Source organism: Campylobacter vicugnae (genome assembly GCF_002139875.1).
GTDB lineage: Bacteria > Campylobacterota > Campylobacteria > Campylobacterales > Campylobacteraceae > Campylobacter > Campylobacter vicugnae.
Window position 1 is genome coordinate 1,164,011 of sequence record NZ_CP018793.1, and the last position, 18,171, is coordinate 1,182,181.

General features: G+C 31.5%; 20 protein-coding genes. All 20 read right to left on the reverse strand.

Annotated features, from left to right (window positions below; translation table 11 throughout):
* Positions 1-205: 205 nt before the first annotated feature.
* Entirely contained in the window at positions 206-862 is a 657-nt protein-coding gene (locus tag CVIC12175_RS05995; RefSeq protein ID WP_236861059.1) for an HAD family hydrolase, read from the reverse strand.
* Complete coding sequence (locus CVIC12175_RS06000) at positions 852-1,655, reverse strand: mechanosensitive ion channel family protein (RefSeq protein ID WP_236861060.1); 804 nt, start codon at positions 1,653-1,655, stop codon at positions 852-854. Before CVIC12175_RS06000 ends, CVIC12175_RS05995 begins: the two co-directional genes overlap by 11 nt.
* A gap of 38 nt (positions 1,656-1,693) precedes the next feature.
* Positions 1,694-2,701 carry an OmpA family protein gene (locus tag CVIC12175_RS06005; protein WP_086255559.1) on the reverse strand — a complete coding sequence of 336 codons (1,008 nt, stop codon included), beginning with the start codon at positions 2,699-2,701 and terminating at the stop codon, positions 1,694-1,696.
* 301 nt (positions 2,702-3,002) lie between these two features.
* Positions 3,003-3,392 (reverse strand): 30S ribosomal protein S9, encoded by a 390-nt coding sequence (gene rpsI, locus CVIC12175_RS06010; protein ID WP_086247254.1) that lies wholly within the window; start codon positions 3,390-3,392, stop codon positions 3,003-3,005.
* Positions 3,393-3,394: 2 nt separating this feature from the next.
* The gene (gene rplM, locus CVIC12175_RS06015) at positions 3,395-3,820 is read right to left on the reverse strand and encodes a 50S ribosomal protein L13 (protein ID WP_086247255.1); all 426 of its coding nucleotides are present in this window, start codon (positions 3,818-3,820) and stop codon (positions 3,395-3,397) included.
* A gap of 88 nt (positions 3,821-3,908) precedes the next feature.
* The gene (locus tag CVIC12175_RS06020) at positions 3,909-6,671 is read right to left on the reverse strand and encodes a RecB-like helicase (RefSeq protein ID WP_180380666.1); all 2,763 of its coding nucleotides are present in this window, start codon (positions 6,669-6,671) and stop codon (positions 3,909-3,911) included.
* Complete coding sequence (locus tag CVIC12175_RS06025) at positions 6,668-9,025, reverse strand: PD-(D/E)XK nuclease family protein (protein ID WP_086256620.1); 2,358 nt, start codon at positions 9,023-9,025, stop codon at positions 6,668-6,670. Before CVIC12175_RS06025 ends, CVIC12175_RS06020 begins: the two co-directional genes overlap by 4 nt.
* Entirely contained in the window at positions 9,015-9,548 is a 534-nt protein-coding gene (locus CVIC12175_RS06030; protein ID WP_086255562.1) for a hypothetical protein, read from the reverse strand. The genes CVIC12175_RS06025 and CVIC12175_RS06030 overlap by 11 nt, the downstream gene beginning before the upstream one ends.
* Before the next feature lie 2 nt (positions 9,549-9,550).
* On the reverse strand, positions 9,551-10,153 hold the full coding sequence (locus tag CVIC12175_RS06035; protein WP_180380667.1) for a hypothetical protein: 603 nt from the start codon (positions 10,151-10,153) through the stop codon (positions 9,551-9,553).
* The gene (locus tag CVIC12175_RS06040) at positions 10,150-10,251 is read right to left on the reverse strand and encodes a hypothetical protein (RefSeq protein WP_086227307.1); all 102 of its coding nucleotides are present in this window, start codon (positions 10,249-10,251) and stop codon (positions 10,150-10,152) included. Before CVIC12175_RS06040 ends, CVIC12175_RS06035 begins: the two co-directional genes overlap by 4 nt.
* A 3-nt stretch (positions 10,252-10,254) precedes the next feature.
* Positions 10,255-10,473 carry a DUF4006 family protein gene (locus CVIC12175_RS06045; RefSeq protein WP_086228781.1) on the reverse strand — a complete coding sequence of 73 codons (219 nt, stop codon included), beginning with the start codon at positions 10,471-10,473 and terminating at the stop codon, positions 10,255-10,257.
* A gap of 1 nt (position 10,474) precedes the next feature.
* Complete coding sequence (locus CVIC12175_RS06050) at positions 10,475-11,347, reverse strand: cbb3-type cytochrome c oxidase N-terminal domain-containing protein (protein ID WP_086255563.1); 873 nt, start codon at positions 11,345-11,347, stop codon at positions 10,475-10,477.
* Positions 11,344-11,574 carry a cytochrome c oxidase, cbb3-type, CcoQ subunit gene (locus tag CVIC12175_RS06055; RefSeq protein WP_086247261.1) on the reverse strand — a complete coding sequence of 77 codons (231 nt, stop codon included), beginning with the start codon at positions 11,572-11,574 and terminating at the stop codon, positions 11,344-11,346. Before CVIC12175_RS06055 ends, CVIC12175_RS06050 begins: the two co-directional genes overlap by 4 nt.
* 8 nt (positions 11,575-11,582) lie before the next feature.
* Positions 11,583-12,248, reverse strand: a complete 666-nt coding sequence (ccoO, locus tag CVIC12175_RS06060; RefSeq protein WP_086247262.1) for a cytochrome-c oxidase, cbb3-type subunit II — start codon at positions 12,246-12,248, stop codon at positions 11,583-11,585.
* Between the two features lie 10 nt (positions 12,249-12,258).
* Positions 12,259-13,725 carry a cytochrome-c oxidase, cbb3-type subunit I gene (gene ccoN / locus CVIC12175_RS06065; RefSeq protein ID WP_086255564.1) on the reverse strand — a complete coding sequence of 489 codons (1,467 nt, stop codon included), beginning with the start codon at positions 13,723-13,725 and terminating at the stop codon, positions 12,259-12,261.
* Positions 13,726-13,926: 201 nt separating this feature from the next.
* Positions 13,927-14,613 carry a response regulator transcription factor gene (locus CVIC12175_RS06070; protein ID WP_086247264.1) on the reverse strand — a complete coding sequence of 229 codons (687 nt, stop codon included), beginning with the start codon at positions 14,611-14,613 and terminating at the stop codon, positions 13,927-13,929.
* Complete coding sequence (locus CVIC12175_RS06075) at positions 14,606-15,838, reverse strand: PAS domain-containing sensor histidine kinase (protein WP_236861061.1); 1,233 nt, start codon at positions 15,836-15,838, stop codon at positions 14,606-14,608. The genes CVIC12175_RS06070 and CVIC12175_RS06075 overlap by 8 nt, the downstream gene beginning before the upstream one ends.
* Positions 15,835-16,500 (reverse strand): sulfite exporter TauE/SafE family protein, encoded by a 666-nt coding sequence (locus CVIC12175_RS06080; protein ID WP_086255566.1) that lies wholly within the window; start codon positions 16,498-16,500, stop codon positions 15,835-15,837. The genes CVIC12175_RS06075 and CVIC12175_RS06080 overlap by 4 nt, the downstream gene beginning before the upstream one ends.
* Positions 16,500-17,618 (reverse strand): glutamine-hydrolyzing carbamoyl-phosphate synthase small subunit, encoded by a 1,119-nt coding sequence (gene carA / locus CVIC12175_RS06085; protein ID WP_086255567.1) that lies wholly within the window; start codon positions 17,616-17,618, stop codon positions 16,500-16,502. The genes CVIC12175_RS06080 and carA overlap by 1 nt, the downstream gene beginning before the upstream one ends.
* Positions 17,618-18,169 (reverse strand): DUF507 family protein, encoded by a 552-nt coding sequence (locus tag CVIC12175_RS06090; RefSeq protein WP_086247268.1) that lies wholly within the window; start codon positions 18,167-18,169, stop codon positions 17,618-17,620. The genes carA and CVIC12175_RS06090 overlap by 1 nt, the downstream gene beginning before the upstream one ends.
* Between the last annotated feature and the right edge of the window lie 2 nt (positions 18,170-18,171).

The following is an 18,171-nucleotide window of genomic DNA, read 5'->3' on the forward strand; positions in this document are numbered from 1 at the left end:
AAAACTTAAAAAATAAGTTAACTATAAATTTATTTTTATATAAATTATCAGTTATATAAATAATAAAGCGATTAAAGTAAGATTTTATAGGAATTTTATAATAAAATAACCAAAAGAAATTAGCTAAATTTCTTTAACTAATTTCTAAGTTTTAAATAGAATTTCAATGAATTATTGATAAATTGGATATATTTTTGGATTAAATTTAAGATTGTTGCTTATATATTTTAATATACTCTACCGCACTTACAGCATCGCAACAGACATAATCACAATTTAACTCTAAAATCTTCTTGCTCTCATATCCACATGTTACGCCTATACTAAATACTCCAGCACTCTTAGCTGCTTTAGCATCCATAGGAGTATCGCCGATCATATAGGCATTTGATGCAGTTGCATTTATAGCTTTTAATGCTTTTAAGATAGGCTCTGGATCTGGCTTTGGATTAATAACATCATCTCTGCCAATTACAACGCTAAAATATTTTAAAATTCCAAGATTTTCAAGTAATATTTTAGAATATAACGAAGTTTTTGTAGTAACAACTCCTAAATTTGCAAACTCGCTAGCAATATTAACAGCCTCAAAAGCCCCGGGTAAAAGCGTAGTTTGAGCTAAATAATTTTGTCTATAATCCTCTTTATAAACTGCGATAAAATTAGATATTAGATGATTTGGCACACCAAGAGAGCCAAACATATACTCCAAAGGATGACCAATAAAAGAGCAAATTTGCTCCTTTGATGGCTTAGCAAGATTATGCTCTTTAAATGCTTTGTAAAATCCATTTACAATAGCATCGGTTGAGTCAATTAGCGTGCCATCAAGGTCAAATAAAATTGTAGGCTTAAAGCTCACTCTCTTCCTTTTGGTCATATATATGATGAGTAACTAGCTGAGGATATGGGATACTAATTCCTGCATTATCAAACTCTATTTTAACACTTTCTAGCATATCTGAATTGACTTTTGCATAATCTTCATTAAGCACCCAAACCTTAGCGATTAAATCTATACTATGAGCTCCTAAAGCAGCAACTGATACACTAGGGGCTGGCTCTTTTAGAATTAGCTTGTTTTGTTCTGCTACATTTATAATTATCTCTTTGGCTAATTTTAAATCATCTTTATAATCTACGCTAAATAGTAGGTCTATACGCCTTGTAGGAGTTAAAGAGAAATTTATAATCTTACCGTTCATCACCTGTTGGTTTGGGATAATAACGCTTTTACCATCAGCAGTAATAACACAAGTACTAAATAAATTTAACTCACTAGCAACGCCAATATGTCCGCCGATATCTACGCTATCTCCGATCTTAAATGGTCTAAAAAATACGATCAAAATACCAGCACCAATATTGCCAAATGAGTCTTTAAACGCCATACCAATACCAAGCCCAATGGCTCCAAGCATAGCTACAAATGATGTAGTTTCAATCCCAAGATTAGCAAGTGCAGCAATTATAACAACAATTAAAAGAATAGTTTTAGAAGAGTTGATAATAAAGCTAGCTATTAACTCATCAATTTTAGCCTTATAGATAACTTTTTGTAAAAGAGAACAAATCCTAGCAACAATCCACTTACCAATAAAAAATATAAGAAGTGAAAAAAATAATCGAAGGCCATATTTGGCAACAAGTGCCAATATGACCGTATAATCAAAATCAGTTATAATCTGCATGATTAATTTCTAAATTTAGCATCAACGCGGCGATTTTGCGCACGACCTTCTTTGGTTTTGTTTGTAGCAATTGGAGATAACTCGCCATAACCAACTGTTTTAATTCTATCTTTGCTAACACCCATTTTGATTAGCTCTGCTGCTACTGCTTGAGCTCTTCTTTCTGATAATTTTTGGTTGTATTCTTCTGAACCAGTAGCATCAGTATGGCCTTCTAATAAAACTTTATACTCACTATTTTGAACCAATACTTTTGCTACTTCATCTATTTTTGCAATATATTCTGGGCTTAGCGTTGCGCTATCAGATTCAAAATTTGCACTTAGACTCAATCTAATTACCTTTTCACAGCCATTTTCATCAACAATAGCACCAGCTGGAGTGCCAGGGCATTGATCTTTACTATTTAATACTTTATCATTATCATCATCGCCATCTACACTTGTAGGTGCAACTGCTGGGGCTTGAGCTGTTGGCTCAGCCTTAGCACTACCACCAAATCCACTAGCAAAACCTAAAGTGTATAAAAATGTATTAGCACCATCTTTGAAAGCTATAGCGTCTCTTGCTTCTAATTTAAGAGCAAAATTATCTACTACTTTAAATTTAAGTCCAAGACCAGCCTGACCAAAGCCATCATCATTAGCATCATTTGCCTCTTTGCTCAAATCTTGATAACCAGCACCAACTAAGCCATAAAGCGAGATAGCATCAGTTATAGCAAAGTCTTTTACTAAGTTTAGATAGTATCTAGCAATATTTGTATCATATCCTACTGATTTGCCATTTCTATCTTCAAATGTAGCTTTTGGAGTATAGTCAAATCCCAATTCAACTTGACTTAACCATGATAGATCTAAATTCTTACCCAGTCTAAGACCCATTATCTTTTGATCATCAATACCTTGAGTACCTTCTGGATGAGCGTATCCACCAACAATAGTAAATTCATAGCCATTATTTGCAAATAAGGCTGAAGCTGCACATAGTGCTAAAAGAATTTTTTTCATTTATTTCCTTAAATAATTAATAATAATCAACAATAAAATTGATTTTAAGAATAATACAGCAAATAAGTTTAAAAAAATATAAATTAATAATATAGAATAAAAACTAAAAGAGATAAAGACCGGAGCTAAAAATTTAGCTCCGAAACTATTACAAAAAGGAGGTTTATCTGTTGGACTTTGAAATTATATGTAATCAATTTTAACTTAATGAAAATCTATTATAAATTTTTGCTAAATATGTAAATATTAAATAAAATGATACCAAAGACCATAAAGGCCTTTGGAAATTTGAATAAAGATATTATCTTTTTGAGAATTGTGGGCTTCTTCTTGCTTTTCTGCGACCATATTTTTTACGCTCAACAACACGACTATCACGTGTTAGAAGACCTTGTGGTTTAAGAGCTGCTCTAAAAGTAGCATCGATAGAAGCTAAAGCTCTAGAGATACCATGGCGAAGAGCTTCAGCTTGAGCTGAATATCCACCACCTAAAGTTGTAGCAGTGATATCCATAGAAGTCTCTTGTTTTGTAACTAATAGAGGTTGAACAACTTTAAGCTTAATAGCTTCATGTCCGCCTAACCAGCTATTTAAATCCATACCATTTACTATAATTTTGCCGCTACCTGGTTTTACCCAAACTTTAGCAACTGCTGTTTTTCTCTTACCTGTTGCGTATGTTGTTGCCATTATTATTTTCCTTCTTTAGCTATTTGTGCAGTGTGTGGATGCTCACTACCAGCATAGATTTTTAATTTTTTAAGCATCTCTTTACCTAACTTTGTTTTAGGTAGCATACCACGAACCGCCAATTTATAAAGCTTTTCAGGTTTATTAGCTAATAAATCACCAAATTTTTCGCTTTTTACGCTACCAAAATAGCCTGAATGTCTATGGTATAGTTTTGTTTCAGCTTTATTAGCACCTGTAAATTCTGCTTTGCTAGCATTAATGATGATTACATAATCACCGCAATCAACATTTGGGCTAAATCCTGGCTTATGTTTGCCACGAAGTAGTGTAGCAGCTTCAGTTAGCAATCTACCAAATCTCTTTCCAGAAGCATCTAGAACGATCCAATCGCGTTTTACTTCGTTTGGCTTTGTTATATTTGTCATAATCTTGCCTTTTATCTATAATTAATTTAAGAGTTGGAATTATATCCAGTTTTACTTAAAAATAGCTGAATTTAAGAAAATTTTTATATTATAGATTAAGAATTTGAATTTCCCTACTCATTATATAGATAATGCTTGCATTTATCGTTTTTTGTGGATAAATTTGAGATAAAATCTTAGCATAATGAGCTACTTGTATCTTGTGTTCATCGCCTTGATTGGTTGAGCTTTTATAATCAATTATATGAATCTCTTTTTCGTTCATACATAATAAATCTATACGCTTAAGTTCGCCATTAAAACCGATATCTTGCTCTTTGTATAGCTCTTTATTTTTTATAATTTCTAAAAACTCACTACAAGCTAAAAGTTTATCAACTCTTAATTTAATATCTTCTAAGCTACTCATCTCTAAAAGATTTCCAAATTTATTATACAAGCAATTTTGCGCTATCTCTTTTGAGTTTGGATCGTTAAAATCAATACTTTCAAGATAGTAATGTAAAGCCTTTCCAAAATAGACTGAGGCTAAATTTAATTCACTATTTGTCTCATTATTTGCTACTATATCTTGAGGGGCAACCTTCATAAATGGCTCAAGATTAACTACCTGGCTAGGCTCTTTTGGCTCTTTTTTATTGGAGGCTTGAATACTTCCTATCTCACATTCATCTAAATTTACATACTCTATAAGATCATTACTACTTGTATAATAACTTGTAAAATACGAGCTATGTTGGCCTTTAGGGGTTTTGTTTGCTAGAATAATTAAGCCATGTTTAGCACGAGTAAGAGCAACATAAATTTTATTTATGGTCTCATCTTTATCAAGAGATTTTTGTTTGTTTTTAAGATTTATATAGTTCTCATCGCCTAAGTACTCAAAAATCTTATTGTGCAATCTAACATCCCAGCTATTTGTATCTAAATTATATTCCATTAAAAACTTATCTGTATTATTATTTAATTTACCAATATAATCAACTACAATTACATAATTAAATTGCAATCCTTTGCTCTTATGCACTGTCATTATAGTTATGCCATTTTGGCTACTTTTAGCACTTAGAGTCTGGTCATTGCTAATATTAAAAGCAAAATCATATATATCGCTATAACTACTGCTAATCTCATATAGTTTAAGCATATCAATATCGCCAGGTTCAATGCCAAGATATTTAGCAATAAATTTAAGGGTTTGAGCTACGCTGCTTTCTTTTTTTAACTCTAGTTTATCTTTTTTGATATTAAGAATTTCATAAACTGCCCAAGAGTGTATCTCATCACCGAAAATGCAGTATTTAACAAACTCTACAACAGCAGCGACATTAGCACTTTTTATAAGATTATTTGTGGTTTGTGTAGATATCTTTAATCCTTTAAACTCTAAAAAATACTTAATCTCATCTATATCTTTATTATTCCAGCAAAGTATGGCTATATCTTCATATGCAACGCCTAAATCATACAAATGAACGATATTTTCATAAATTTTATCTTGATGTTTGCCTGTATCAAATTTAGCTACTTTGACATAGCCATCATTTTTGCTATTTGGGATCTGGTCTATGTAATTTAAATACTTATCTTTAAATACTCTATTTACATACTCTACTACGAGCTTATCACTTCTGTAATTTTTATCTAGACTTTGACTTTTTATCTGTATAAAATCGGCCTTTAGTTTATCAAAAAGCTCCTTTTGACCCCCACGAAATCTATATATGCTTTGCTTAGTATCGCCTACATAAAAAAAGCTTCCAAGCCCATTTTGCCCTACTCCAGATACGCTCTCAGCAATAAGTGGCTCAAGAATCTCATATTGTTTTATGCTAGTATCTTGAAACTCATCAATTAAAATATGTCTAATCTTTGCATCAAGTCTAAAATAGAGCATATCAATATCTTGTTTATTATCACTAGTTAGTAGCTCATTTACCCAGTTTGTAATATCATCAAAGCTTAGGCTATTTTCACGGCGATTTACATTGGAAATTGCTTTTTTATACAACTTTGCAAACTTTGAAATTTGAGATATTTCATACTTTTCAAGAGCTAAATAGTACTCTTTTAAAGCTTGCATAAATCCATCTCTAGCACTGACAAACTCAACATTATCTCTAACTTTATTAAAATTTCTACTTGTGTAATTTATCACTACTGGCTTTTTTATAATCTGGCTTAATTTTAGATTTTTATCAAAATTATTATTATATGAAGCAACATTGTGCAATCTTAAAGCTACATCACATAGCTCATTATATTTTTGCATAACATCATCAATCATAGGGCAAGGCGCTTCAAATGGTTCAAATTTACACTGGCTAAGTAGTTTAAGCTTATCAAATAGATTATTTTCATTATTATCAGAATCATTTAAATATTGCGCTATATCTCCTACCATAGAGTTAATTTCTAGTAATCTTTCAAACTCTTTTTTAATCAAATCTGTATTATTGCTAACTGAATTGAAATCTGGCATTAGACCCAAATTTAAGCTAAACTGTCTAAGAATCGTAGCAAAAAATGAATCAAATGTAGATATATTTAACTCATTTGATAAAAATATATCCATCATATTATCTCGAAGGCTTAAAACCTGCTTACTATCCATATCCAAAAGCTCACAAAGTGCTTCTAGTTCTCCTTTTTGATCATCTTTATGAAGATTACAAAATGTAGTTGTAATCCTATGAAGCATCTCATTAGCAGCTTTATTAGTAAAGGTTAGGGCTAGAATTTTATTTGGGTAATTGCCTTTTAATAATAAAGCAATATAACGAACAGAAAGCGCAAAAGTTTTTCCACTTCCAGCACTAGCTTCTAAACATAAATAGTTTTTAAAGCTCATTTTAATCCCTTTAGACATAGGGTCTCATATGGGCAATTATTGCAATTTTTCGTATTTTGTGTAAAGCAAATTTGGGTATTTGAAATTTCTTTTAGTTTATTTAATTCGCAACTTAAATCATCAATACTCTTTTTATTCTCTACAAATTTATTATCTTTTAATGAGTAAAAATAACCCTTAGTCTCTTTATGAAATTTGGCTAAATATAACATCTGATAAAATGCCAATTGAAGTGATTTATCAACAATATTTCCAGTCTTATAATCAATCAACCAAATATCATCTCCATTTATATCTACTCTATCAATATTGCCCATAATAGGCACACCATTAAACTCAGCCTCGATACTAAGCTCGCAATCTTTTACGCTAAAACCATCTTTAAAGTGCTTGTTTTGTTCAGATTCAAATGCATCAAGTTTGATTTTAAATAGCTCATTTTTTAATGTTGGTGTTGTATTTTCATAGTTATTATACAAATTTAAAAACTCATTTTTATCAAAATTATATGGTGATTTTTTAAAATATTCACACAATGCGCTATGTACAATATTACCAAACTCAAGAGCATCTTTATTACCAAATCTAGACTCTTTAATATTTTTAATATATTTATAATAATATCTTCTTGGACACTCTAAATATGTATTTAAACGACTAAATGAGATTGCACTATCAAAAAAGTTATGCATCTTTATAATCTCTTTTGAATTAAGATTAATAGCAATGCCACCTTGATATAACGCATTTTCGTATGAGCTTTGAGGTGATGTAATCTCTACTATATTATCAAAATCTTTAATAAATCTTGAGAGCATATTTTCATCATCTTTGACATAGCTAATAGATACAATTTTGGCTCTATTTATCAAACTTTCATAATAAAATCTTTGCAAATTTTCTCTATCACTATGGCTTATAAGTCCGGCATCTTTTCTTACTGATGAGCTTAAAAACATCTCTTTTTGGCTTCTTTTTGGGACAAATGAGTCGTTAAAATCCACTATCACAACACCATCATAACTTCTAGAGCGGCTTTCTAAAATTCCCATTACAGTAACTAAACCACCGCCTACTATGCTCTCTTTTTTATTGGCAAAATTAAGCAAAAATAGCTCAAAAATTTCACTAAATTTAAGATCTATTTGAGATAAAAGATTTTTTATATTAAATAGCTCAATTGCGATGATTTGATTAATTTCTAAATTTATCTTAATAGTATCTAATACTGATTTTATCAAATTCTCAAAACTATCATAATTAACTTTAGAGTTAAATCTATTTTTAATATCAATATATATTTGCGTAGGCAATTTAAAACTATTTAATGTAGCAATTATTTGGTTTGGAGTTTTTATATCTTTTATATAATTTTCATTAAATTCATAATTTATATCTTGAATTATAGCCTCTTTTAGATTGTGTAAAAGAGTATAAATTGGATTATTTTTTAAGCTTTTACCCATAGCATAATTTAGCATATTATTCTCATCTAAATTTTGCAAAACCAAAGCAAAACTCTCATCAGGCAAAATTACAGCTATATTTTGTGGTTCAATACCAGCTCTAATCATTTTAGATATCTCATCAAAAACAAAGGCTGCTTGAAGACTGCGAAGCCTAAAACTTTTAAGATTAATACTTGAGTGGGTTTTTATTTTTGAAGAATTATTAATCGTTTTATTGCTAAGATTGATATTATAATTATAACCAATTTCTAAATTTAAATTTGTAAAATGGGCAATCTCTTTAATAATTTTTTTATTAAATTTACTACAATCAACATCTATAAATAGCTGTATTTTAGAGCTAATTTTAGTTAAAATTTCCCATTCTAAAGAGCTTAAATTTCCATCGATTCTAAACTCAATCTTATCAAAATTACTAATAAAATTTGAGTTTATCTCATAGCAATCGCTAAGAGTAATTTCATCATATAAACCCAATGTAGTTAAATTTTGCCTATAAATTCGCCCTAAATTATCTAAAATAGCTAGATGTTCATCATAGCTAGAATATGTATCTGCCATACTTAGGTCTGATATAGTGCGTTTTTCTCTGCTAAGTTCTTTAAAAAATGAAAATAGATAGTTTGAATTTTTTAAAAATAGTAAAAATTCATTTTTGATGTTTAATATTTCAGAGATATTTTTTACCTTGCTAACTGCATCTTTCATATGAAGCAAACACTCAGTTTGACTAGCATATCGTCTATTTGGCACATAAATAGCCTCATTGAAAAAATCAGCTATACTAATAGCCTTAGGCAAAAGGCAATTAGAATTTAATCTACTAGAGTAGAAATCTCGCACATTTCTAGATGAACTAAGTACAAAAAGGCTATTATTTTGCATAAAGTTCTATATTGTAAAATCCAGTTTTATTATCATCAACAATAAGTTTAGCTTTAATCTGCCATCTGCCTACTTTAGTTAAATTTAGATCACTTATAGCCAACTTGCCATTAATATTTCGCCCATTTAGCTCTCTATCAAATTCACTACTATCTGGACGAGTTAGCAATATCTTAGAACTATATTTAGTAGCATTTGTATCAAATTTGATATTAAAGTTTTGATTTAATGGAACTATTGTAGCAGTTTTACCTTTGCGAAGTTTTTGAATTTCATTTGGCAATATCTTGGAGTTTAGCTCAATTTGCGGAGTTGTATCAAAGGCAAATTCACGATTAAAATTTGCTTGAGCTGCTTGAATTTCATTAAAATTATTATCAACTTTTTGATATTTATCAAAGTAATAATCATCCATATGCACAGGATAATCAAGCGAATAATATATAGTGTAAGCACATGAACATACTATGGCAAATATAGAGATTACAATCCCGTATGGCCAAAAAGTTTTATTTTTTTGCATTATTAACCTTTATTAAATTTACGAAAAATTAAAACAATAATCACAAGAATAATTGAACCATATATTAAGTATCTAAAGATATTTATAGTGTCTCTATTTTGTGAGCCTATTGAATTTTCTAAAATAATATTTTTACTAGCTGCTATTTGATCGGCTATATCGGCATAGCCATTTAGCATAGAGGAATTATAGATATCTTTACCTTTATTTTGTGTTAATAGTGGAATTATTGAACCAGTTTGTGGAAATGGACTTAATACTGCCTCTTTATCAAATAGTGCTAAAGCATCATTTGAAGCAAATATATCAAGCTGACCAGCCTTGCTAGAAAAATCCTTAGGAATAATAGCTAAAACAACATATGGTGCTTGAAGTGTTTTGATATGAGAACTAGCTATATCTTTTAGATTTATCCCTTTTATGTTCTCTGCAGTCAATAGATCTAAACTAACTCCGGTTTTACTCTTAAGTTCTTTACCGATTGAATTTAGCTTGATCTCCACAGCCTCACTGATAATATTAGCATTATCAATTACAGCTCCATACGCACATATATTAAGCAAAGCGGCAATAAAGCCGCTTTTAAGAATATTAAATACTCTCATCCGATGAAAAGACTATTTGGTGTAAGCACTGACCAAGCAGTTATAGCCGCAGCAATCACAAGTCCAATTACAATCAATGATTCTAATAGATTAGACATATTTTACTCCTTAATTACCATAACTTCAGCAGCTTTTTCAACACTACTTTTCATCTCTACAGATGTAGGATTTACTAGTTTATATGGCTTTTGCATTACATCTTGCTGAGCCACTATACCTAGATATGTAAGCACAACTAATATAGATAGCAAAAGAGCAGTAGCAATCAGCATACCAGTAACTCCGCTTAATGAAAATACAGATCTATTTGTGTTTTCCATATTATTCTCCTTTTGAAAGCGAGATTATATATTCGCCAACAGCTTTTTCTTGAGTAGGATTAATAAGTCCTGTGCCAGTAAATTTAGGCATATGGCCAATATCTCCTGTTTTGCCACGAGCTAAAATCTCTACTACAAAATCACTTGAACCATATTTAGTAAGATCTGGAGCCATTCCATCCATACCTTTACCATCTTCACCGTGGCAAGCTGCACAAGTAGCCCAAGCTGCACGACCAGCCTCTACTAAGTCTTCATTTACTGTAGATTTAATAGCTGATATCTCTTTAGCAGTAAATGCTGCTAGTGCCTTAGCAGTAGCTTCATCAATACCATTATCAGCTGCACTTAACATATCGCCAAGCGGGTATCCTAAGCCTTTTGAACCTTTGATGATAACATCATAAATTCCTTTTTCGCTACCCCATTCTATTAGGTTAGCTGCTTTACCATTAATACCATCACCTGTAATACCATGGCATGCAGCACATTGTACTAAGAATACTTGCTCACCAATAGCTTTTAACTCTTCTGGACTAGCGTTTTGAAATTTAGCTTGGAAACTAGCGTTATATTTTTTCACCTCTTCATTATACTCACCAATTTGCGAATATGAATTTAAAGGATATCCAGCTAGAAAATACCAAATTGCCCATACTATAGTAAGAACAAATACAACAGCCCAACCAAACGGAAGCGGATTTTTATATTCACCAATTCCATCCCAGTTATGCTCGCTTAGCTCACCGCCCTCTTTTTTCACTTTCATCAGTTTAAATAGCCTACCTACGACAACTAATGTCAATAATACGATGGCTATAGCACCAAGAATAGAAAGCGAATTTACATTGTCTTCTAGATTAAACCATTTCATTTTTTAACGCTCCTATTAGCATCTTTGTCAGAAGTAGAGACGCTCTCAAGAATTTCATCTTGCAAATTATCATTTAAGGCTAAATTTGAGTATTTCTCATAGTCTCTTCTGCCTGTTTTTTCTGATTTCTTTAGATGAAACCAGTAGCTATATAGTATAACTACCATAGCTACTAACATTATATAAAAGCCATAAGCTTGAAGCTCTCTCATAGTCTCTACACTCATAACAAACCTTATTTTAAGCTATTTAAATATGCAATCAATGCAACGATTTGGCGAATTTCACCTCTAGCAAATGCATCTTTTACATCTTGATCTTTCATCTGGCTTACGATAGCCTCCGCTTCTGCTCTTACCTCTGCTTGAGCCTCTTCCCAGCTACCTAGCTTTGGCATTCCTTCCATATCATAAGGAACATTAAATACTTTTTTAACTGTAACAGCCTCAGCATAAGCAGTCTCTATGTCTGCATTTTTATTAAACATATGAACATAAGCAGGCATAATAGATCCTGGAACTACGCTTACTGGATCTTTCATATGATTTTCATGCCAGTCAACACTTCTATAATTACCAATTCTAGCTAGATCTGGACCAGTTCTTTTTGATCCCCATAAAAATGGTCTATCATAAGCAAATTCACCACTTACTGAATACATACCATATCTATCTGTTTCAGATTTAAATGGTCGAATTAGCTGAGAGTGGCACGCATTACAGCTATCAGATATATATACATGGCGACCAGCTAATTGTAATACTGTATATGGTTTTTTGTGCTCTACAGGTCTAGCACGATCAGCAAAATCTGGCAAAATTTCAACAATACCAGCATATGCTATAAAGATAAATACAAATACCGCAAAAAAGAATGGATTTTTCTCTAACCAACTAAACATACATCCCTCCTTACGCAGCCATTGGTGAAGCACTAACTGGCTCACGATCTATAGGCTTACTTGATGACATAGATTTTATAATGTTGTAAGTAAACATAAAGAAACCGATTAGATATAATAAACCACCGATAGCTCTAATCCAATAATATGGGATAAGAACAGTAACTGTATCTATAAATGAATAAGCAAGGTTACCATATTCATCTGTAGCTCTCCACATCATACCTTGTGTGATACCAGCGATCCACATAGATGCAAAGTATAGTACGATACCTGTTGTTTGGATCCAAAATTGTGCTTCCATTAAAGATTTACTATATAGCTCACGCTTAAAGATACGCGGAGTCATATGATATAAAGCAGCCATAGTCATAAATCCAACCCAGCCTAAAGTACCATCATGAACGTGGCCAGGAATCCAATCTGTAAAGTGCGCTAGAGCATTTACTGATTTTATTGAAAGAATTGGCCCTTCTAAAGTAGAGAACATATAGAATGTAGAGGCTAAAACCATAAATTTAATTAGTGGATTATCTCTTAATTGTCCCCATTCGCCTTTCATTGTTAAAAGCATATTGATAGCAGAACCCCAACTAGGTAGGATAAGAACAATAGAGAATATAGATCCCATAGTCTGCATCCAATCTGGAACAGTAGAGTAAATAAGATGGTGACCACCAGCCCAAAGATATACAAACATTAAGCCCCAAAATGAAAATAGTGATAGCTTATATGAGAATATCGGTTGGCCGCTCTCTTTTGGTAAGAAGTAGTAAATTTGAGCAATAATTGCAACCGTAAATACAAACGCAACCGCATTGTGTCCGAACCACCACTGTACTAAAGCATCATTTGTACCAGCATACATAGACACAGAGTGAATCCAGCTGCCCATACCTGATACCAAGCGAGTAGGTACTTCCATATTATTAAATAGATATAGCATAGCCACGCCAAGGAATGTAGCTATATAGTACCATAATGAAATATATAGAGTTTTTTCACGGCGGATTCCAATTAATCCAAATATACTAACACCCCATAAAACCCACACAACAACAACTATAATATCAATCGGCCATTCAAGCTCTGCGTACTCTTTAGATGTAGAAACACCAGCAAAAAGAGTTACAACAGCTAAAGCTATAACCAATACATATAGCCAGAAGTGAAGCTTACCTATGAACATTAGAAATTTAGATTCGCTCATAGATACTTTAAGCACTCTTTGTCCAATATAATACCAGGTAGCAAAAATACCTGACAACATAAATCCATAAATCACACCATTTGTGTGAAGTGGTCTAAGACGGCTAAATGTACCATACTCACCAGTTAGATAGTTAAGGTCTGGGTAAGCCATTTGAAAGGCTATCAAAGTACCAATACCCATACCAACTATACCAAAAATAATAGTGGTAAACATGAAGTACTTAGCGACTGTATAGTCGTAGTTCAATGCATTACTCGGCTGCATTAAAAAGTCCTCCTGTAAAGTTTATTATCTTTTTAGAAAAGAATATTCTTAATTATATGGTAAATAAAATATAAATTAACTTAAATAATCAAAAAATATCAAAATAAATTTAAAAATATTTAAAATTTAAGAAAAAAGTATGAAGTTACCCTATTTTAAGGCAACTTCTATAATAATTAAATTCGATTAAATGTTACGATTTTACTCATCTTTTGTGCTAATTTTATAGCCAAGACCTGGAATATTTTTAATTAAATTTGCTCCAATTTTATCACGTATTCTTTTAATAAATGTTCTAATGGCTGCATCGCTTACTTTCTCTCCGGTCCATACGCTTTGCTTAATCTCTTCATGAAGCACTAAAGTATCAATTCTTTGAGCTAAAATAGCTACAAACGCTAGCTCTTTTTTAGTTAGGCTAATCTCTTCACCAGCGCTATTTATAAGCACTCTTTTGGTTTTATTAAATTTGATTCCATTGCCAATATCAATCTCAGAAGCGACACCAATTTTATTTTTAGCAAGTTTGCAAGTTGCCTCAAAAAGCTCTTCAACATCAATTGGCTTAATTAAATATTTATCAATTCCTACATCAATCGCACTTAACAATCTCTCTTTTTCACTAAATGCACTAAGAACCATAATAGGAGTAAATTTAGATATCTGTTTAATCTCTTTGGCCATCTCTAAACCATCCATAATAGGCATTGTTATATCTGTAATAACTAAATCTGGATTGTATTTTTTAAATTTTTTTAATCCTTCATCGCCATTTCCAGCCAAAATAACAGATTTAAAAACATCTTCCATAACTCCAGCTAGCGAAGTTCTTATCTTCTCTTCATCTTCTACAAACAAAACTGTCAAGTTTTTTAATATATCATTCATCATCATCTCCACTTAATGGTATTTTAATCTCAAAACAAGCACCCCCATTGCTGTTTGTAACACTTATTTGACCCTGCAATTTACTTACTATTCGTCTTGTAATATATAGACCAAGCCCAGTTCCTACACTTGGGTGTTTAGTAGTAAAATATGGATCAAATAGATTTTCTATTAAGCTTGTTTCTACTCCACCAGCATTATCAGCGATTGTGATTATAGCATATTTAATCTGTTTATTAGTATCATTTTGAACATATGCTTTTACATTTACCACCCTATTTGCTATATTATTTTGCAAAAATGCATCTTTTGAATTTGAAAATAGATTTATAAAAACCTGAGCTAGCTCATTTTTACGCCCTATTATAGAAAAATCATCTTCTATATCTATATTTAATTCTATTGATTCGTTTTTAAATGTATTTTCCAACATCAAAGTTGCATCATCTATAGCCTCTTTAATAGAGAATTTCTCATCATCTCCATTGGAAGTAAAAAAATTTCTAAAATTATCAATAATACTACTCATACCCTTAATTACAGCCTTTGAATGCTCATAAACCTCCATAAACTGCTTGCTTGGCTCTATTGCGCTTTGTTTTAGCTTGTATAAATTTATACTTAACTCATTTAATGGCTGTCTCCACTGATGAGAGATATTTGCCAACATTTCACCCATATTAGCTAGTCTACTTTGCTGAAACATTAGCCTTGTTTTCTCCTCGTTTTTAGCCACTTCTAAGGCTATTCTCTCTTCAAGTTCTCTATTTAACTCTAAAAGCTTTTTAGTTTTGCCTGAAACTTTTTGCCATAAAAGCGAATTTAGATCTTTTAGATCATTTTGCGTTCTTGTAAGCCTCTCATTTAGTTCAATCATCTCAGTAACATCATGGCGAATAGCAACAAACTCTTCAATATTATTATCATCATCAAGAATTGGAATTATTGTTGTATTTAGATAGATAGCTCTACCATCTTTGGTTTTATTTTTGATTAGTCCTTTATGAATTTTTTTGTTTAATATTGTCTCCCAAAGTCGTTTAAAATTCTCAGCTGGAACATCTGGATGACGCACTATACTATGAGGACTGCCTATTAACTCCTCTTTTGTATAGCCACTAATCTTGCAAAATTCATCATTGACAAAGGTTATAACTCCATTGATATCAGTTTTTGATACAATATTACTCTCATCAATAGCTCTTTGATATTGTCGTAATTTCATTTTAACACCATAAATCCTAAATATAAAAGGTAAATTCCATACCCAAGCATAATTAAAAATGAGACTAAATTTATATAATTTTTAAATTTAGCACTCAAAGTTGATAAAATCCAGCTTGCCCCAATCATTACTGGAATTGTACTAAGGCCAAAAATAGCCATAATAATCGCTCCATTTACCAAAGATCCACTTCCAAATGACATAGCTAAAAAATAATATACAACCCCGCAAGGCAAAAGCCCATTTAAAAAGCCTAAGATAAAAAATGAGGCAGTACTATTTTTTTGTTTAAATTTGCCAAATAATGGCATAATTAATAAGCTTAATTTTTGATTTTCAATACATGAAAGAAGTTTGCCTCTTTGAAAAATACCAAAAGCTAAAATAATTAAAACTACTCCAGCAAAAAATATAAGCAAACCTTTACTAACACCGCTAAAGATAACTGCTGAGCCAAAAAGTCCAAATAAAAGACCCAAAATCACATAAGCTAAAACCCTACTAAGATGATAGCCTAGAGATAAAATTATTCTAGTTGTTCTATCTTTTTGACTAAGCTTTAAAGCACAAGCTACTACAAATCCGCCACACATACCAATACAGTGCGAAAGACTAAAGCCAACTGCAAGAGCTATAGTAGTAAAGATTGTAGCAAGCTCCATTATAAAATATCTATAAATTTCTTAAAAATATATTTGCTCTCATTTGGTCCGCTACTTGCTTCTGGGTGGTGCTGAACTGAGAATACCTTTCCACCGTTATAACATACGCCTTCAATTGTATTATCAAACAGATTTCTATGAGTAATCACAGCAACCTCGCAAATGCTCTCTGGAACATTATAGTTATGATTTTGTGCTGTAATTTCTATGCTTTTTGTCTCTAAATTTTGAACTGGATGATTGGCTCCATGCTGACCAAATTTGAGCTTATAAGTCTCATACCCATAAGCATTTGAAAGCAACTGATGGCCAAGACAGATACCAAACATTGGAATATTAGCTGCTATCAGTTTTTTAATCTGAGCAATTTCATTAACTAACATCTTAGGCTCACCAGGACCATTACTTAAAAATACTCCATGAATTTGACCTTTATTAAATTTATCAATTAAAACCTCGCCTTGGACATCGTGCGGATATACTTCAAGCTCAAGTCCAACACTACAAAGCTCATTTAATATATTTCTTTTAACACCATAATCAATAACTGCAACTCTTTTACCAATTGAATTTACACTACCATAAACTTGGTTTTTATGCTCCCATCTTGAAGCAGTGTGAATATATGGCTCTTTTGTGCTTACTATACTTACGTAATTTATCTCATCGATTCTAGCGCTATTTTCTAAAGCTTTTTTAAGCTCATCTTTATCACTAATCTCAGTTGAGACATATACTCTTAAATTTCCGCTATCTCTTAACATCTTAGTTAAATATCTAGTATCTACATCATACACACCAAATTTACCTTGGTCGTAAAAAAACTTTTCAATATTTTGCTGCGATCTAAAGTTGCTAGGATTGGCATTAAAATTACGCATAAATACGCCACTTGCGTGAATTTTGCTACTTTCTGTATCATCATCATTTATACCTACAATCCCAATCTCAGGCATAGTAAATACAATAAACTGTCCAGCATAACTAGGATCTGTAATAATCTCTTCATAACCAGTCAAAGATGTATTAAACACAAGTTCACCAAATGCACTTCCACCTTTGCCAAAAGCCTTAGCTTCTAAATAAACACCATTTTCTAAATAAATATATGCCTTCATTATATCATTCCTCTTTTGCTAAGCTCTTCTTCGTATAGTTTTTCAAATATTAAATCATACTCATCAGTACCAGGAATCACCTTTTTCTTATAGTTTTCTAAACGATCAGCTACAATATCTTCAATAGATTCATACTGCTTTAGATAATTTTCAATTGCACTATATATCAAATTTTTTACCCTATTTTCTGATACACTATAATCTATTAAATTATTTTTCCATAATTTTTGTAAAATTTCATGCGATAAACTACTATATCGATCATCATATGAGAGCATTACACCAAACTCTTTAGCCAATTTTTTCTTAATAAGCCAAAACATACTTTTACGATCAACTTGCATAAAGTCAATTTCGCTCTCATTTTGTTCTAAAAGCTCTTTTACTCGCTCTTCTAAGGCTCTTTCTTTATTTATATCAGCACAAAGAATATCTTGAGCTACAGCTGTTACTGGCTCAGTGCCACTTGTAAATTTGATAAATCCAGAGTTAAATAGATCAATTGTAATCTTTCTTGCTATATATGGAGCATGTGGGAGTTTAATACGCATTT

Coding starts and splice junctions, on each gene's coding strand:
- CVIC12175_RS06005 (WP_086255559.1), bottom strand. CDS start 2,701: ATGAAAAAAATTCTTTTAGCACTATGTGCAGCTTCAGCCTTATTTGCA.
- rpsI (WP_086247254.1), bottom strand. CDS start 3,392: ATGGCAACAACATACGCAACAGGTAAGAGAAAAACAGCAGTTGCTAAA.
- rplM (WP_086247255.1), bottom strand. CDS start 3,820: ATGACAAATATAACAAAGCCAAACGAAGTAAAACGCGATTGGATCGTT.
- CVIC12175_RS06020 (WP_180380666.1), bottom strand. CDS start 6,671: ATGAGCTTTAAAAACTATTTATGTTTAGAAGCTAGTGCTGGAAGTGGA.
- CVIC12175_RS06025 (WP_086256620.1), bottom strand. CDS start 9,025: ATGCAAAATAATAGCCTTTTTGTACTTAGTTCATCTAGAAATGTGCGA.
- CVIC12175_RS06030 (WP_086255562.1), bottom strand. CDS start 9,548: ATGCAAAAAAATAAAACTTTTTGGCCATACGGGATTGTAATCTCTATA.
- CVIC12175_RS06035 (WP_180380667.1), bottom strand. CDS start 10,153: ATGAGAGTATTTAATATTCTTAAAAGCGGCTTTATTGCCGCTTTGCTT.
- CVIC12175_RS06040 (WP_086227307.1), bottom strand. CDS start 10,251: ATGTCTAATCTATTAGAATCATTGATTGTAATTGGACTTGTGATTGCT.
- CVIC12175_RS06045 (WP_086228781.1), bottom strand. CDS start 10,473: ATGGAAAACACAAATAGATCTGTATTTTCATTAAGCGGAGTTACTGGT.
- CVIC12175_RS06050 (WP_086255563.1), bottom strand. CDS start 11,347: ATGAAATGGTTTAATCTAGAAGACAATGTAAATTCGCTTTCTATTCTT.
- CVIC12175_RS06055 (WP_086247261.1), bottom strand. CDS start 11,574: ATGAGTGTAGAGACTATGAGAGAGCTTCAAGCTTATGGCTTTTATATA.
- ccoO (WP_086247262.1), bottom strand. CDS start 12,248: ATGTTTAGTTGGTTAGAGAAAAATCCATTCTTTTTTGCGGTATTTGTA.
- ccoN (WP_086255564.1), bottom strand. CDS start 13,725: ATGCAGCCGAGTAATGCATTGAACTACGACTATACAGTCGCTAAGTAC.
- CVIC12175_RS06070 (WP_086247264.1), bottom strand. CDS start 14,613: ATGAATGATATATTAAAAAACTTGACAGTTTTGTTTGTAGAAGATGAA.
- CVIC12175_RS06075 (WP_236861061.1), bottom strand. CDS start 15,838: ATGAAATTACGACAATATCAAAGAGCTATTGATGAGAGTAATATTGTA.
- CVIC12175_RS06080 (WP_086255566.1), bottom strand. CDS start 16,500: ATGGAGCTTGCTACAATCTTTACTACTATAGCTCTTGCAGTTGGCTTT.
- carA (WP_086255567.1), bottom strand. CDS start 17,618: ATGAAGGCATATATTTATTTAGAAAATGGTGTTTATTTAGAAGCTAAG.
- CVIC12175_RS06090 (WP_086247268.1), bottom strand. CDS start 18,169: ATGCGTATTAAACTCCCACATGCTCCATATATAGCAAGAAAGATTACA.